A 14,287-nucleotide genomic window follows, 5' to 3' on the forward strand; every position below is an offset into this window, starting at 1 on the left:
CCTAGTGATTCTATGCCCGCAGCCCGCCGGTCCGACCGGCCACGGCTCGGGCGCCATCACCGAAAGCGACGCTATCAATGATCCTGCCGTCAGAGGCCCAGGCCCCCGAGTTCACCCTCCCCGACCAGCACGGTGCGCCGGTCTCGTTGGCCGCGCTCACGGCCCGGTCGCCGGTCGCGCTCGTCTTCTTCCCGCTCGCGTTCTCGGGCATCTGCCAGGGGGAGCTGTGCGAGCTGCGCGACCACCTGCCGCTCTTCCGCGACGCCGCCGTCCAGCTCGTCGGCGTGTCGGTCGACTCGAAGTTCGCGCTGCGCGCCTGGAGCGAGCAGGAGGGCTTCGACTTCCCGTTGCTCGCGGACTTCTGGCCGCACGGCGAGGTGGCGCGCGCCTTCGGCGCGTTCCGAGAGGATGCCGGCACGGCGTCCCGGGCCACGTTCGTGATCGATCGTGAACGCCGCGTGCGGGCGTCCTTCGCGAGCGCACCGGGGGAGCCACGGCCGCTCGCCGCCTACCGCGAGGCCATCGCCGCGCTCTGAACGCCGCGCTCTGAACGTGGCCCTCTGAACATTGCAGTCCTGCTCGGAACGCCCGCCTCAGGCGAGGATGTTGACGGCGCGCGAGATTACCAGCGCCAGCAGCACGAATCCCGTGAGCGCCTGCACCGACATCAGCAGCTTCGTGCGACTGCGCAGCGGCATCGCGTCGGTCGGGCTGAACGCCATGGTGTTGGTGAGCGAGACGTACAGGTAGTCCACGAACCCCGGACGCCAGTCGCCGAGCCGGGAGGATGCGGCGGCGACCTCGTGCGACGCGTCCTCCTCGTCGTCCTGCGGGAAGGCGAAGTCGGCGAGCGGAAGCTCGCGCCGGGGGAGCGTCCCCCGAGCCACCGGGCCGCCGCGGTCGAGCTCCCAGTAGAGCAGGCCGAAGGCGATGACGTTCGTGACCCAGACCTGGGCGGCTTCGAGCAGCACCGAGGCGCCGTCGGCGCTGCCGTCGACGAGCCGCATCACGACGTTCGCGACGCCGAGCTGGTTCACGAGCACGAGAACGGCCGAGAAGGTGATCGCGAGGCCGCGGGACCACTGCGTCTGCCGGTCCAGGCGGTGCGGGTTGATCACGAAGAGGGGCACGGCCATCGCGGCGAGCGCGATGAGCCCGATCGTGCGGCCGACCGCGGTCTCGGGCTGCTGCACGAGGGCGGTGAGCACGGCTGCGACGACGATGCCCGCGAACGCCGCCCATCGGGTCTCGGCTCGTCGCTCCTGAGCCGGGGAGGCGGGGGCGTCGTCGGTCGAGGCCGTCGCGTCGTCGGCGTCGCTGCGCATACCGCGAGTGTACGACCCGGGGCCGCCCCGGCCGGTAGGATGGGGCCTCACCGCGCTTCGCGTGCGGGCCTGTAGCTCAGTTGGTAGAGCGCCACGTTTACACCGTGGATGTCGTCGGTTCGAGCCCGGCCGGGCCCACACTCCGTGCCTCGGGCGAAGCTCGACAGTGGCAGTGGGCGAAGCTCGACAGTGGCAGCGAGCCCGATCGGGCGGCCGCTTCTGGGCGGACGCTAGTCTGAGCCGCCGTCGCTCTGGTCGTCGGTGCGGTGCAGATACCGACCCGGCGAGGTGCCGACGACGCGGCGGAACGCGGAGAGGAACGCGCTGGGCGTGGAGTAGCCCACCGCATCGGCGACCCTGGACACCGGCTGTGCTTCGGCGAGCAGCGGGAGGGCAGCCCGGATGCGCAGCTGTGTGCGCCAGCGTTCGAAGCTCATGCCCGTGTCGAGCGGGAACAGTCGGGTCAGGGTGCGGCGGCTCACTCCGATGGCGCGCGCGTGCGCCTCGAGGCTTCTCGGGTCCGCCGGATTCGCGCGAAGCGCGTCGGCCACCTGGGCGACTCGCTCGTCGACGGGTTCGGGCAGGACGATCGGTGCTGCTGGCAGCGGCTGGAGCTGGTCCATCACCACCGCCTCGGCGCGGGCCCGGGCCTGTTCGGTGAGATCGGTTCGCTGGAGGTGCACGATCAGCTGCGCGAGCAGTCCGCCGACGGCGACCGGGGTGGGCTCCGTCCACTCGTGGGGGAACCGCTCAGGAGCCAGGTAGAGGGCCGCCAGCACGGCATCCCGGGTCGCCCCGGTCGCATGCACGACGCCCGCCGGGATCATGAGCGCGCGGGTCGGCGGCAGCACCCAGTACCCGGCGCCGACCGCCACGCCGAGGACGCCGCTGCGCGTCCACGCCAGCTGATGATGCGGGTGGCTGTGCGGTTCGATCCAGTCCCCGGAGGTGAGTGGGAAGCTCCCGGTCACGATCGCTCCCGCCGACGGGGGCATCACGCCGGCGTCGATCGCCTCCAGCCTGCGAACTGCCGCCATGCCTGGAGCGTACCAAGGAGTGGCCTGAATGAACGATACCTTGGCCTCGTAGCGGATTGTGGCCAGATGTCGACGATTTCTACGGTTGGAGCATGGTTCGAAATCGCCCGGTCGCCCCGCCTGCGGGCCCATCCATCGCACGCCGTCGCGGCACGTTGATCGTGCTGTGCATCGTCCAATTTATGCTGGTGCTCGATGACACCGTGGTGAGTGTCGCGCTGCCGAGCATTCGCGACGACCTGGGGTTCGCGGGCACCAGTCTGGCGTGGGTCGTCAACGGCTACTTCCTCGCGTTCGGGGGACTGCTCATCCTCGGCGGCCGCCTCGCCGACGTGCTCGGCCGCCGACGTGTCTTCGTCTGGGGCGGCGCTGTCTTCGTTGCGGCCAGCCTGCTGTGTGCGATCGCGGCCGAGCCGTGGCAACTCATCGCCGGACGCTTCGTTCAGGGCATCGGGGCAGCCATCGCGAGTCCGGCCGCGCTGGCGCTCATCACCCGGATGTTCACCGACCCCCGCGAGCGCGCCAGAGCGCTGGGAGCGTGGGGTGCCGTGGCAGCGCTGGGCGCCACCTCGGGGCTGGTGATCTCCGGTGTCCTCACCGGGCTGGCGTCGTGGCGGTGGATCTTCCTGATCAACCTGCCCGTCGCGATCCTCGCGCTGGTCCTGGTCCCTCGCCTGGTCCGGGACAGCAGGGCGCCGGGAACCGGTGGCCGCATCGACATCCCCGGTGCCGTGCTCGGCACAGCGGCCGCCGTGTGCCTGGTGTACGGGATCCTCCACACCGCCGAGACCGGCCTCGGCCACCCAGGATCGATGATTCCGCTGCTCGCCTCAGTGGCCCTCGCGATCGCGTTCATCGCGGTCGAAGCCCGGGTGCGCCATCCGCTCATCCCCGCTTCGTTCTTCCGGGTCCGCGTGCGCCTGATCGCCAACGTGGTGACGCTCCTCACCTCGGCCGCCCTGTTCGCGATGTCATTCCTGCTCATGATCCACGTCCAGACCGTGCTGAACTACGATCCGCTCACCGCCGGACTCGCCTACCTGCCGTACGGCGCCGGCATCCTCACCGGCATCTGGCTCTCAGCTCGCGCCGTCGCCCGCTTCGGCACCCGGACCGTGCTGACTGCATCGCTGCTGGGGACCGCGGTCGGGCATCTGCTGCTCGCGGGCATCGCCCCCGAAGACGAGTACCTGATCGGCGTGCTCCCCGGATTGCTCGGCGTCAGCTTCAGCTCTGGGCTCGCCCTCCCGGCCCTGGCCACCGCGGCGCTGACCGGCACGGACGACCACGATGCCGGCCTCGGCTCGGCCATCTTCACCTCGATGCAGCAGATCGGCGGAGCCACCGGCCTCGCCCTTCTCGTCGCACTCGCCACCTCCCGAACCGAAGCCGTGCTCGCCGACGGCGGAACGCCCGCCCGGGCGGCCACCGACGGATTCGCGCTGGGGATGCTCGGTGCCGCGGTCCTCCTCGGCCTCGCCGCGGTGGTCGCCGCGCTGTTCATGCGCGTGGAGCGGACGCCGCTGGCCGTTGCCGGTTCGCAGGATCATGCGCGCACCGGGCCGTCGATACCCGAGGCGGGCTCGGAGTGAGGGCTCCGCGCTGACGATACGATGGTGCCAGGCACGGGCCCACGTATCGGGCGCGGCCGGGAAGGTGAGGACGACCGTGGACCATCGCGAGCCCGCCACCAACACCGGCACCGAGCGCCGGGCCGCTCGCGCATGAGCCGCACGCTCGCCGAGGTGCTCGACGTCATCGAGCGGCGCTGGCCGATCGCCGGCATGGAGCCGTGGGACGCCGCCGGGCTCGTCGCCGGCGATCCGAACGCCCCCGTCCGACGCATCCTGCTCGTCGTCGACGCCGTGCAGGCGACCATCGACGAGGCGATCGACGGCGGATTCGATCTCGTGATCGCCCACCACCCGCTGCTGCTCCGCGGCGTCACGACGGTCGCCGAGGACCGCTACAAGGGCGCCGTGCTCGCGAAGCTCATCCGCGGCGGCTGCGCGCTCGTCGCCGCCCACACGAACGCCGATGTGGTCGAGACGGGCACCTCCGCGGTGCTCGCCGAGCGGCTCGGGCTGCTCGACATCCGGCCGATCGTGCCCGCCCCCGACGGACGCACCGGCCTCGGCCGAGTGGGCCGGCTCCCCGAGCCGACGACGCTCGGCCGCCTCGCCCGCCGGCTCGCCGAGCTCCTGCCGCCGACCGCCACCGGGGTTCGCGCCGCCGGCGGATTCGACGATCCCGTCGAGATCGTCGCGCTCTGCGGCGGGGCCGGCGACTCCCTCCTGTCCGACCCGGCGGTGCGGGGTGCCGACGTGTACCTCACCGCCGACCTCCGCCACCACCCCGCCTCCGAAGCGCGCGAGCAGGCGCTCCTCGGCGGCGGTCCGGCCCTGCTCGACGTCTCGCACTGGGCGAGCGAGTGGCTCTGGCTCGACCGGGCGGCCGCCGAGCTCCGCGAGGAACTGCCCGGCATCGACGTCGTCGTCTCAGAACTGCGTACCGACCCCTGGGATTTCCAGGTCGTCCAATGACCTGCCCCGACCTCCCGCCCGCCGACCCCACGAGGAGCAACACGTGAAGGCCAGCCCCGCCGAACAGGAGACGCTGCTGCGCCTCCAAGCGATCGACACCCGTATCGCCCAGCTGACGCACCGCCTCGGTAGCCTCCCGCAGTCGGGGCCGCTCGCCGAACTGGCGAGTCGCGACGACGAGGTCCGCCGCTCGCGGGCCGAGGCGCACGGCGTCCTCGAGGACGCACGCACCGAGCTGAAGCGGCTGGAATCCGACGTCGAGATGGTCGAGGCCCGGATCGCCCGCGACGGAGCACGTCTGACGCAGACCTCCTCGGTGAAGGATGTCGCGGCGCTCGAGTCCGAGCTCGTCTCGCTCCGCCGCCGGCTCTCCGACCTGGAGGACCAGGAGCTCGCGGTCATGGAGCGCGTCGAAGGCGCCGAGTCCGCGGTCGCGGCGATCGACGACGAGCGGGCCGGCATCGCCGTCGCCCAGCAGCAACTGGAGTCCGAGCGCGCCGAAGCCGCCGCCGGCCTCGAGACCGAGCGCGAGCAGGCCGCCCGAGACCGTGGCACGGTCGCCGGCACCGTGCCGGAGGCGCTCCTCGCCTTCTACGAGCAGCGGCGGGAGCGCGGCGCCGGCGTCGGTGCCGCCCTGCTCCGCCAGCGCACTTGCGGCGGCTGCACCATCACGCTGACCGGCAGCGACCTCGAAGCGGTCCGCCGTTCGGCGCCGGACGAGGTCGTGCAGTGCCCCGAGTGCGACCGCATCCTGGTCCGCACCGAGGAGTCCGGGCTCTGAGCTCCGCCGGTCGGCGGGGCGTCGGTGTTCCCGCCCGGTAGACTGGCCCGGCGAGCGGGTCGGCAAGACGGTCGCGTCGCCCGAGCGATCGGGCGCCGAGGAACGTCCGGGCTCCGCAGGGCAGGACGGTGGGTAACGCCCACCCGGGGTGACCCGCGAGACAGTGCCACAGAAAACAGACCGCCTCGGGCTTCGGCCCGCGGTAAGGGTGAAACGGTGGGGTAAGAGCCCACCAGCGGCCGCGGTGACGCGGTCGGCTCGGTAAACCTCGTCCGGAGCAAGGCCAGACAGGGAACGATGGGGCTGCCCGTCCCGTTCCCGGGTAGGCCGCTAGAGGGTCGCGGCAACGCGGCCCCGAGAGAGATGGCCGTCCAGCCGGTGTCGCGCAAGCGCCCGGTGAACAGAACCCGGCGTATCAGCCGGCCCGCTCGCACTTGCTCCGCCCCGCCGGGGGCGAACGCGTTCCGGCCGGCGCTCAGTCGGCTGCGAGTGAGGCGGCGCCCAGGATGCCCGCGTTGTTGCGATGCACGGCGGGCACGATGGGCGTCGTGAGCTCGAGCAGCGGCAGGAACTGCTCGTGGTGCTTCGAGACGCCGCCTCCGACGACGAACAGGTCGGGAGAGAACAGCATCTCGAGGTGCGTGTAGTACCGCTGGAGCCGCGTGGCCCATTCCGCCCAGTCGAGGTTCTCTCGCTCCATCGCCGAGTATGCGGCGCGGTGCTCGGCGTCCTCGCCGTCGAGCTCGAGGTGGCCGAGTTCGGTGTTCGGGACGAGCACGCCGTCGGAGAGGAAGGCCGAGCCGATGCCCGTGCCGAGCGTCGTCAGGATCACGAGGCCGTCGACGCCGCGGGCGGCGCCGTAGCGGAGCTCGGCCACGCCGGCCGCGTCGGCGTCGTTGATGAAGTGGATGTCCCGGCCGAGCGTCCGCTCGAAGAGCTCCTCGGCGTGCAGGCCGATCCAGTCGTGCGAGACGTTCGCCGCCGAGAGCGTGAGCCCCCGTTTCACGACCGCGGGGAAGCACACGCCGAGGGGCAGACCGTCGCCGCCCGACTCCGAGAACTCCTCGAGGAGGGCGCTCGTGGCCTCCACGATGTCGCCGGGGCGCCCGCCCTCCGGCGTCGCGACCTTGCGCCGGGGCGAGACGAGTTCGCCGCTCGCGAGGTCGACGACCGCCCCCTTGATGCCGGTGCCGCCGATGTCGATGCCGATCGCGAGGTCCTGCGTCATGGCGTTCACCCTATCCCGGCGGGCCTGCGTATCGCGTCCAGCGGCTCACGGGGCGGGATCACTCGGTCGCGGTCACGTCCGCGGGAACGGCAGGCACGTCGCCCGGCCAGCCGCCCAGCCGCTCGCGTGCGGGGCTGTCGTCGTCCATGACGACGGCAGCGCGGGTGTACCCACTGGCATCTGGGGGAGCGTCGGCGGGATCCGTCCATCCGGCATCGGCTGCTGCGGCGGCGACGTCGAATGCGCTTCCCGTGCCGGCGTCCACGGAGATCGAGACCTCCGAGTTCGGCAGGTATCCCTCTCTGACGGACCAGACCGATTCGAGGATGAACGTGACCAGCGCGGGCCCGTCGACGATGCGATGGCCGGGTTGCACGGTGACGTGGACCGCATAGCCGGTGTTGCCTTTGATGTTCGGCCGGCCTCCGCCGGTGACATCCCAGCTCAGGCCGGGGATCGTGTCGAGGGAGTTAGTCATCTGCTGCAGCGTCTGGCCGCCCGTGGCGGCGTCGTGCGGAACGGGGTCGATCGGCCGCGGGCTCGACGCGCACCCCGTCGCCGTCGCGAGGACTGCCACCATGGCCAGAGCCGCGAGCCAGCGCCTAGGAGTCATACCGGATCAGGTCCGCGAGGTCGACGACCGCCCTCATGCTGCCGGCGCCGGTCGGGAGGTCCTGCGTCATGGCGTTCACCCTATCCCGCGGGCCTGCGGCTCAGGGGAGGGTGAGGATCTCGGCGCCGCGCTCGGTGACCACGAGGGTGTGTTCGAACTGCGCCGTGAGCGAGCGATCGCGGGTGACGACCGTCCAGTCGTCGGCCCAGAGATCCCACTCGGTCGTGCCGAGCGTGAGCATCGGTTCGATCGTGAACACCATGCCGGGCTCCATGACCGTGTCGTGCTCGGGGGCGTCGTAGTGCGGGATCACGAGACCGGTGTGGAAGGCCCGGCCGACGCCGTGGCCCGTGTAGTCGCGCACCACCCCGTACCCGAAGCGCTTCGCGTACGCCTCGATGGCCCGCCCGACGACGTTCACCTGCCGCCCGGGGGCGACGGCCTTGATGCCGCGGGCGAGCGCCTCCCGCGTGCGTTCGACGAGGAGTCGGGTCTCCTCCGCGGCGTCGCCCACGAGGAAGGTCGCGTTCGTGTCGCCGTGCATGCCGTCGAGGTAGGCCGTGACGTCGAGGTTCACGAGGTCGCCCTCGTCGAGGACGGTGTCGTCGGGGATGCCGTGGCAGATCACCTCGTTGACCGAGGTGCAGCTCGAGGCGGGGAACCCCCGGTAGCCGAGCGTCGAGGGGTAGGCGCCGTGGCCCACCACGTACTCATGCACGATTCGATCGAGCTCGGCGGTCGTGACCCCGGGGACGATCGCCGCAGACGCCGCCTCGATGGCACCGGCGGCGACGCGACCGGCCGCGCGGATGCGCTCCACCTCGGCCGCCGAGTAGCGGTCGCCCTCGGTGTTCGGGCGCGGCGCTGCGCGCCCGACGTACTCGGGGCGGGCGATCTCGGCGGGCACCGCACGGGGCGCGGGGAGGCGGCCGGGGATCAGGTGGCCGGCGGAGTCCTTGGGCATAGGATCAGCCTATGACGGAGGACATCGAGCACCGGTTCTGGTACAACATGCGCACGGGCGAGGTCGAGCAGGGCTTCGTCTCGCAGTCGGCGGATCGCGTCGGCCCCTTCGACACCCGCGAGGAGGCCGAGCACGCGCTCGAGAAGCTCCGCGCGAACAGCGAGAAGTGGGCCGCGGAGGACGCCGCGGAGGATTGAGACGACGAGGGCGGGCGCCGGAGCACCCGCCCTCACGCCGTGCTCGTGCTACTCGTAGGAGTGCTCGGGACCCGGGTAGACCCCGGCCGAGACATCCTGCTGCCAGGCCTGCGCGGCCGCACCGAGGATGCCCGAGAGGTCCGCGTACTGCTTGACGAACTTCGGGATGCGGCCCGGGGTGAGGCCGGCCCAGTCGGTCCAGACGAGCAGCTGCCCGTCGGTGTGCGGGCCGGCGCCCACGCTGATGGTCGGGATGTCGAGACGCTCCGTGATCTGCCGCGCCGCGTCGGAGGGGACCATCTCGAGAACCACGGCGAAGGCCCCGGCCTCCTGCACCGCGACGGCGTCCGCGAGGAGCTGCTCGAGCCCCTCGCCCCGCCCTTGGATGATGTGCCCGCCGAGGCCGTGCTCGCTCTGCGGGGTGTAGCCGATGTGCGCCATCACGGGGATGCCGGACTGCACGATGCGGCGGATCTGCTTGTGGCTGCGTTCGCCGCCCTCGAGCTTCACCGCGTGCGCTCCGGTCTCCTTCATGAAGCGGACCGCGGTGTGCAGGGCCTCCTCGGCGCCGCTCTCGTAGGAGCCGAACGGCATGTCCGCGACGACGAAGGCGCGCCGCACGGCGCCGGCGACCGCCCGCGTCAGCGGGATCAGCTCGTCGACCGTGACCGGGAGGGTCGTCTCATAGCCGAGCACGTTGTTGCCGGCGGAGTCGCCGACGAGCAGGAAGTCGATGCCCGCTTCGTCGAAGATGCGGGCGGTGAGCTGGTCGTAGCTCGTGAGGCCCGTGATCTTGATGCCGTCGCGCTTGGCGTTCTGGAAGTGCCTGGTGCGCACGCGCTTGGGTCCGTCCGAGGCCGAAGCCCCGCCGTACGGGTTCTGCTCTGACATGCCGTCAGTCTGGCACAGCCGCGGGATCCGTCCGGCCCGACCCAGTACGCTGAGAAGCGCGAGAAAGGGTGTGGATGGATAAGCAGCGCGACTTCGTTCTCCGGACCATCGAAGAACGTGGGGTCAAGTTCATCAGGCTGTGGTTCACCGACGTCGTGGGCACCCTGAAGTCGGTCGCGATCGCCCCGGCAGAGGTCGAGGGGGCGTTCACCGAGGGCATCGGCTTCGACGGCTCCGCGATCGAGGGCCTGAGCCGCACGTACGAGTCCGACCTGCTCGCGTTCCCCGACCCGTCGACGTTCCAGACCCTGCCCTGGCGGGGTGACGTCGACCCGACCGGGCGCATGTTCTGCGACATCACGACGCCCGACGGCGAGCCGGCCGTCTCCGACCCGCGCAATGTGCTGAAGCGCACCCTCGCGCGTGCGGCCGACCGGGGGTTCACGTTCTACACCCACCCGGAGATCGAGTTCTACCTGCTGAAGTCCTCGAAGTACGGCCCGGAGGGCCCGCAGCCGGTCGACTCCGCGGGGTACTTCGACAACGTCCCCGGCGGCACGGCGCACGACTTCCGTCGTCGTTCGGTGCGCATGCTCGAAGACCTCGGCATCTCGGTGGAGTTCAGCCACCACGAGACCGGCCCCGGCCAGAACGAGATCGACCTGCGCTACGCCGACGCGCTCACGACCGCCGACAACATCATGACCTTCCGCACCGTGGTGAAGGAGGTCGCGATCGAGCAGGGCGTGTACGCCACGTTCATGCCGAAGCCCTTCTCGGAGTTCCCGGGCAGCGGCATGCACACCCACCTCTCCCTCTTCGAGGGCGATCAGAACGCCTTCTACGAGCCCGGCGCCCAGTACCAGCTCTCGAAGATCGGCCGCCAGTTCATCGCGGGCCTGCTGCGCCACGCGGGGGAGATCTCCGCCGTGACGAACCAGTTCGTGAACTCGTACAAGCGGCTCTGGGGCGGCGGCGAGGCGCCGAGCTTCGTCTGCTGGGGGCACAACAACCGTTCGGCGCTCGTGCGGGTGCCGCTGTACAAGCCGAACAAGGGCCAGAGCGCGCGCGTCGAGTACCGCGCGATCGATTCGGCCGCGAACCCGTACCTCGCGTTCTCCCTCCTGCTCGCCGCCGGCATGAAGGGTGTCGAGGAGGGGTACGAGCTGCCGCCCGAGGCCGAGGACGACGTCTGGATGCTGAGCGATCGCGAGCGGCGGGCGCTCGGGTACAGCCCGCTGCCGGCGAGCCTCGACCACGCGATCGAGGAGATGGAGCGCTCCGAGCTCGTCGCCGACACGCTCGGCGAAGAGGTGTTCCGTTACGTGCTCGCGAACAAGCGCGCCGAGTGGCAGGACTACCGCTCGCAGGTGACGCCGTTCGAGCTCACGCGCAACCTCGAGATCCTCTGACCGGATGACTCGGCAGGCGGCGCCGTACAGCGGGCTCGCCCGGGCCGGCTTCGACGACTTCGAGCGCGCCCGCGCGGGGCTCGCACGGCTCGCCGAGGCGAGCGAGGTCGAGCTCCCCGGGTTGCTCGACGCGCTGAGCGTGGCGGCCGACCCCGACGAGGCGCTCGCCGCGTTCGAACGTCTCGCCGAGCGCGCTCCCGCGGCGGTGCGCCGGGTGCTCGAACGTCCCGCGTCCGCCGAGCGCGCGGCGCGTCTGATCGGGGCCTCCCGTGGCGTGGGGGAGTTCCTCCTGCGCAATCCCGACGAACTCGTGCTCCTCGAACGCGAGCCGGAGCCGCCGCTCGGCGAGCATGAGGCGCGCGCCGTCCTCGTCGCTGCCCTGGACGAGCTGGGGGACGGCCCCATGGAGCCGGAGCGGGCGGCACGAGCCATCCGTCTCCGCTACCGCCGTCTGCTCGCGGGCATCGCCGTCTACGACCTCACCCGGGCGAGCGCGATCGAGGCGGTCGACACGATCGCGGCCGGGCTCGCGGATCTCGCCGGGGCGGCGCTGGAGTCCGCCCTCGTCGCCGCGCGTCGGCTGGTCGGGCGCCTCCCGGGCGAGGCGGCGGCGCCCGGCCGGTACCCGGCCGACGAGGTCGCCGCCACCCGCCTCGCCGTCATCGGCATGGGCAAGGCCGGCGCGCGGGAGCTCAACTACCTGAGCGATGTCGACGTGATCTTCGTCGCCGAGTCCGCCGACGAGGAGCGGCTCCCGTCGGGCCGTGCCGTCGAGATCGCGACGCGCCTCGCGGTCGTCGCCAGCCGGCTCATCGACGATGCCGGGGTCGAGCCGCCGCTCTGGGAGGTCGATGCGAACCTCCGCCCGGAGGGCAAGGACGGCGCACTCGTCCGCACCCTCGAGTCGCACGTGCAGTACTACGAGCGCTGGGCGAAGAGCTGGGAGTTCCAGGCTCTGCTGAAGGCCAGGCCGCTCGCCGGCGACGCCGAGCTCGGCGCCAGGTATCTCGCGGCCCTCTCGCCGATGGTCTGGGCGAGCTCGGGACGCGACGGCTTCGTCGAGTCGGTGCAGCAGATGCGCGAGCGGGTCACCCAGCACATCCCCGCCGACGAGGTCGACGTGCAGTTGAAGCTCGGCCCAGGCGGGCTCCGCGACATCGAGTTCACGGTGCAGCTGCTGCAGCTCGTGCACGGCGCGGGCGACGACGAGATCCACCAGCGCGGCACCCTGCCCGCGCTCGGCGCCCTCGCGAGCCGCGGTTACGTCGGCCGCGAAGAGGCCGGCGAGTTCGCGCACGACTACCGCCTGCTCCGGGTGCTGGAGCATCGGCTGCAGCTGTCGCGGCTGCGCCGGACGCACCTCATGCCGCGCGACGAGACGGAGCTTCGGGTGCTCGCGAGGGCGAGCGGACTCGCCCGCAACGCGGCCGAGCTGACCGCGCTCTGGCAGGCGACCCGGCAGCGGGTGCGCGGCCTGCACGAGCGCCTCTTCTACCGGCCGCTGCTCTCCGCCGTGGCGGCGCTGCCGGCGAGCGGGCTCGAGCTCACGAGCGCGCAAGCCGAGGCGCGGCTCGCGGCGATCGGCTTCCGCGATCCGAAGGGGGCGCTCGGCCACATCGCCGCCCTCACGGCGGGCGTCTCCCGACGGGCGACGATCCAGCGGCACCTCATGCCGGTGCTCATCTCGTGGTTCGCCGAGGGCGCCGACCCCGACTACGGCATGCTGTCCTTCCGTCGTCTGTCGGACACGCTCGGCACGACGCACTGGTACCTCCGGCTGCTCCGAGACTCCTCCGACGCGGCGCTCCGGCTCACCCGGGTGCTCTCCGGTTCCCGCTTCGTCGGCGAACTTCTCGAACGGAGCCCGGAGGCGGTCGCCTGGCTCGAGGACCTCGACGAGCTGCGTCCCCGCTCACTGGCGGCGCTCCGCGACGAGGCCGCGGCCGTCCTCGCCCGGCATACCGAGGTCGATGCGGCCGTGAAGGTGCTCCGGGCCGTCCGCCGCCGCGAGGTGCTGCGCCTCGCCCTCGCCGCCATCCTCGACGTGTGCAGCGTCGAGGAGCTCGGCCATGGACTCAGCGACGTCACTGAGAACCACCTCGCGGCGACCGTCGCCGCCATCAGACGGGGCGATCACGTCGGTGACGGTGACGGTGACGGCATCGAGTTCGCCGTGATCGGCATGGGCCGGTTCGGTGGCCGTGAGCTGGGCATCTCGTCCGACGCCGACGTCATCTACGTGTACCGCCCGGCCGCCCTGGAGGGCGACGCCGCGCACCGGGTCGCGCTGCGCATCGTCTCGGAGCTCGGGCGACTCACCGAGGACGCACGGTTGCCGTTCGACCTCGACGCCGACCTTCGGCCGGAGGGCCGCAACGGCGTCATGGTGCGCTCCCTCGAGGCGTACCGCGCGTACTACGCGCGGTGGTCCCTGACCTGGGAGGCGCAGGCTCTGCTGCGCGCCAGAGGCGTGGCGGGGGATGCCGCGCTCCTCGACGACTTCCGGGAGCTCGCCGACGGCGTGCGGTACCCGACGTCGATCGCCGAGCAGGCCGTGCGCGAGGTGAAGCGCATCAAGGCCCGGGTCGAGAACGAGCGGCTGCCGCAGAACGCCGACCCCGCGAGGCATCTGAAGCTCGGACGGGGTTCGTTGAGCGACGTCGAGTGGTTCGTGCAGCTCATCCAGCTGCAGCACGGCGCCGAGGTGCCTGCGCTCCGCACCACCTCGACGCTCGACGCGCTGCAGGCCGCCGTGGAGGCGGGGCTCGTCGCCGCCGATGACGCGGAGACCTTGCGTGCGGCGTGGATCTTCGCGTCGCGGGCCCGCTCGGCGCTCACGCTCTGGCTCGACCGCACGACCGATGTGCTGCCCGTCGAACGTACCCAGCTCGAGGGCGTCGCCCGGCTGATGGGCTATCCGCCCGGCTCGGCGGCGCAGCTCGAGCAGGACTACCTGCAGCTCACCCGGCGTTCGCGTGCGGTGTTCGACCGTGACTTCTACGGCATCGAACCGGGGCGGGAGCCGACGCGGTGAGCCGCTCCGCCGTCCGGCGGGCCGGAACCCCGCGCGGCACAGGGCGGCGAGGGGTTCCGGAGTCGCGGGTCAGGCCTCGACGACCGGGGCGTCCGGCGCGTTCTTCTTGACCGACTCGATGCCGTTCTGGGCGGCCGACTTCGAGCTGTAGCCCTCGGAGACCGCGATCGTTTCGCCGTTGCCGGCCTTCAGGCGGAAGCGCCACTCGCCTCGCGCGTCGGTGTAGAGCTCGAACTTCCCAGCCATTCTCGGCCCCTTCTCG

General features: G+C 71.8%; 14 protein-coding genes, 1 tRNA gene and 1 other RNA gene. 9 read left to right on the top strand and 7 right to left on the bottom strand.

The window, feature by feature from the left end:
* The first annotated feature begins 77 nt into the window (after window positions 1–77).
* A complete protein-coding gene (locus M3147_RS17515) occupies window positions 78–536 on the top strand; it encodes a peroxiredoxin (RefSeq protein ID WP_251204702.1) in 459 nt (152 codons plus the stop codon).
* A 57-nt stretch (window positions 537–593) separates the two neighbouring features.
* Here M3147_RS17515 and M3147_RS17520 read toward each other — a convergent pair whose 3' ends face one another.
* Window positions 594–1,325: a hypothetical protein gene (locus M3147_RS17520; protein ID WP_251204703.1), complete on the bottom strand. Its 732-nt coding sequence runs from the start codon at window positions 1,323–1,325 to the stop codon at window positions 594–596.
* Between the two features lie 65 nt (window positions 1,326–1,390).
* On the opposite strand from M3147_RS17520, the gene M3147_RS17525 reads away from it, so the two are divergent.
* Window positions 1,391–1,463: transfer RNA gene (locus tag M3147_RS17525), tRNA-Val, on the top strand.
* Between the two features lie 92 nt (window positions 1,464–1,555).
* On the opposite strand, the gene M3147_RS17530 is transcribed toward M3147_RS17525, so the two are convergent.
* Window positions 1,556–2,362: an AraC family transcriptional regulator gene (locus M3147_RS17530; RefSeq protein WP_251204704.1), complete on the bottom strand. Its 807-nt coding sequence runs from the start codon at window positions 2,360–2,362 to the stop codon at window positions 1,556–1,558.
* Between the two features lie 92 nt (window positions 2,363–2,454).
* On the opposite strand from M3147_RS17530, the gene M3147_RS17535 reads away from it, so the two are divergent.
* The 4 genes from M3147_RS17535 to rnpB all read left to right on the top strand — a co-directional run bounded on the left by M3147_RS17535 (window position 2,455) and on the right by rnpB (window position 6,117).
* Complete coding sequence (locus tag M3147_RS17535; protein ID WP_251204705.1) at window positions 2,455–3,954, top strand: MFS transporter; 1,500 nt, start codon at window positions 2,455–2,457, stop codon at window positions 3,952–3,954.
* 132 nt (window positions 3,955–4,086) lie between these two features.
* Window positions 4,087–4,905: a Nif3-like dinuclear metal center hexameric protein gene (locus M3147_RS17540; RefSeq protein WP_251204706.1), complete on the top strand. Its 819-nt coding sequence runs from the start codon at window positions 4,087–4,089 to the stop codon at window positions 4,903–4,905.
* A gap of 43 nt (window positions 4,906–4,948) precedes the next feature.
* Window positions 4,949–5,686: a zinc ribbon domain-containing protein gene (locus tag M3147_RS17545; RefSeq protein ID WP_251204707.1), complete on the top strand. Its 738-nt coding sequence runs from the start codon at window positions 4,949–4,951 to the stop codon at window positions 5,684–5,686.
* Window positions 5,687–5,741: 55 nt separating this feature from the next.
* Window positions 5,742–6,117, top strand: an RNA gene (rnpB, locus tag M3147_RS17550) — RNase P RNA component class A.
* A gap of 44 nt (window positions 6,118–6,161) precedes the next feature.
* Here rnpB and ppgK read toward each other — a convergent pair.
* The 3 genes from ppgK to map all read right to left on the bottom strand — a co-directional run bounded on the left by ppgK (window position 6,162) and on the right by map (window position 8,491).
* On the bottom strand, window positions 6,162–6,914 hold the full coding sequence (ppgK, locus tag M3147_RS17555) for a polyphosphate--glucose phosphotransferase (RefSeq protein WP_251204708.1): 753 nt from the start codon (window positions 6,912–6,914) through the stop codon (window positions 6,162–6,164).
* Between the two features lie 58 nt (window positions 6,915–6,972).
* A complete protein-coding gene (locus M3147_RS17560; RefSeq protein ID WP_251204709.1) occupies window positions 6,973–7,494 on the bottom strand; it encodes a hypothetical protein in 522 nt (173 codons plus the stop codon).
* A gap of 133 nt (window positions 7,495–7,627) precedes the next feature.
* Window positions 7,628–8,491 carry a type I methionyl aminopeptidase gene (gene map, locus M3147_RS17565; protein ID WP_251204710.1) on the bottom strand — a complete coding sequence of 288 codons (864 nt, stop codon included), beginning with the start codon at window positions 8,489–8,491 and terminating at the stop codon, window positions 7,628–7,630.
* Window positions 8,492–8,502: 11 nt separating this feature from the next.
* Here map and M3147_RS17570 point away from each other — a divergent pair, with 11 nt between their 5' ends.
* Window positions 8,503–8,688: an SPOR domain-containing protein gene (locus M3147_RS17570; RefSeq protein WP_189086408.1), complete on the top strand. Its 186-nt coding sequence runs from the start codon at window positions 8,503–8,505 to the stop codon at window positions 8,686–8,688.
* Window positions 8,689–8,736: 48 nt separating this feature from the next.
* Here M3147_RS17570 and panB read toward each other — a convergent pair whose 3' ends face one another.
* The gene (panB, locus tag M3147_RS17575) at window positions 8,737–9,579 is read right to left on the bottom strand and encodes a 3-methyl-2-oxobutanoate hydroxymethyltransferase (protein ID WP_251204711.1); all 843 of its coding nucleotides are present in this window, start codon (window positions 9,577–9,579) and stop codon (window positions 8,737–8,739) included.
* A gap of 74 nt (window positions 9,580–9,653) precedes the next feature.
* Between panB and M3147_RS17580 the strand changes: the two genes are divergently transcribed.
* Window positions 9,654–10,991: a glutamine synthetase family protein gene (locus M3147_RS17580; protein ID WP_251204712.1), complete on the top strand. Its 1,338-nt coding sequence runs from the start codon at window positions 9,654–9,656 to the stop codon at window positions 10,989–10,991.
* A gap of 4 nt (window positions 10,992–10,995) precedes the next feature.
* Window positions 10,996–14,025, top strand: coding sequence for a bifunctional [glutamine synthetase] adenylyltransferase/[glutamine synthetase]-adenylyl-L-tyrosine phosphorylase (locus M3147_RS17585; protein ID WP_251204713.1), 3,030 nt, complete (start codon window positions 10,996–10,998; stop codon window positions 14,023–14,025).
* A 69-nt stretch (window positions 14,026–14,094) separates the two neighbouring features.
* On the opposite strand, the gene M3147_RS17590 is transcribed toward M3147_RS17585, so the two are convergent.
* Complete coding sequence (locus M3147_RS17590; protein WP_189086404.1) at window positions 14,095–14,271, bottom strand: YegP family protein; 177 nt, start codon at window positions 14,269–14,271, stop codon at window positions 14,095–14,097.
* Window positions 14,272–14,287: the final 16 nt, after the last annotated feature.

The sequence above is a fragment of the Agromyces mediolanus genome (genome assembly GCF_023715325.1).
In the GTDB taxonomy this organism is placed as follows: domain Bacteria; phylum Actinomycetota; class Actinomycetes; order Actinomycetales; family Microbacteriaceae; genus Agromyces; species Agromyces mediolanus_A.

Coding starts and splice junctions, on each gene's coding strand:
- M3147_RS17515 (WP_251204702.1), top strand. CDS start 78: ATGATCCTGCCGTCAGAGGCCCAGGCCCCCGAGTTCACCCTCCCCGAC.
- M3147_RS17520 (WP_251204703.1), bottom strand. CDS start 1,325: ATGCGCAGCGACGCCGACGACGCGACGGCCTCGACCGACGACGCCCCC.
- M3147_RS17530 (WP_251204704.1), bottom strand. CDS start 2,362: ATGGCGGCAGTTCGCAGGCTGGAGGCGATCGACGCCGGCGTGATGCCC.
- M3147_RS17535 (WP_251204705.1), top strand. CDS start 2,455: ATGGTTCGAAATCGCCCGGTCGCCCCGCCTGCGGGCCCATCCATCGCA.
- M3147_RS17540 (WP_251204706.1), top strand. CDS start 4,087: ATGAGCCGCACGCTCGCCGAGGTGCTCGACGTCATCGAGCGGCGCTGG.
- ppgK (WP_251204708.1), bottom strand. CDS start 6,914: ATGACGCAGGACCTCGCGATCGGCATCGACATCGGCGGCACCGGCATC.
- M3147_RS17560 (WP_251204709.1), bottom strand. CDS start 7,494: ATGGTGGCAGTCCTCGCGACGGCGACGGGGTGCGCGTCGAGCCCGCGG.
- map (WP_251204710.1), bottom strand. CDS start 8,491: ATGCCCAAGGACTCCGCCGGCCACCTGATCCCCGGCCGCCTCCCCGCG.
- M3147_RS17570 (WP_189086408.1), top strand. CDS start 8,503: ATGACGGAGGACATCGAGCACCGGTTCTGGTACAACATGCGCACGGGC.
- panB (WP_251204711.1), bottom strand. CDS start 9,579: ATGTCAGAGCAGAACCCGTACGGCGGGGCTTCGGCCTCGGACGGACCC.
- M3147_RS17580 (WP_251204712.1), top strand. CDS start 9,654: ATGGATAAGCAGCGCGACTTCGTTCTCCGGACCATCGAAGAACGTGGG.
- M3147_RS17585 (WP_251204713.1), top strand. CDS start 10,996: ATGACTCGGCAGGCGGCGCCGTACAGCGGGCTCGCCCGGGCCGGCTTC.
- M3147_RS17590 (WP_189086404.1), bottom strand. CDS start 14,271: ATGGCTGGGAAGTTCGAGCTCTACACCGACGCGCGAGGCGAGTGGCGC.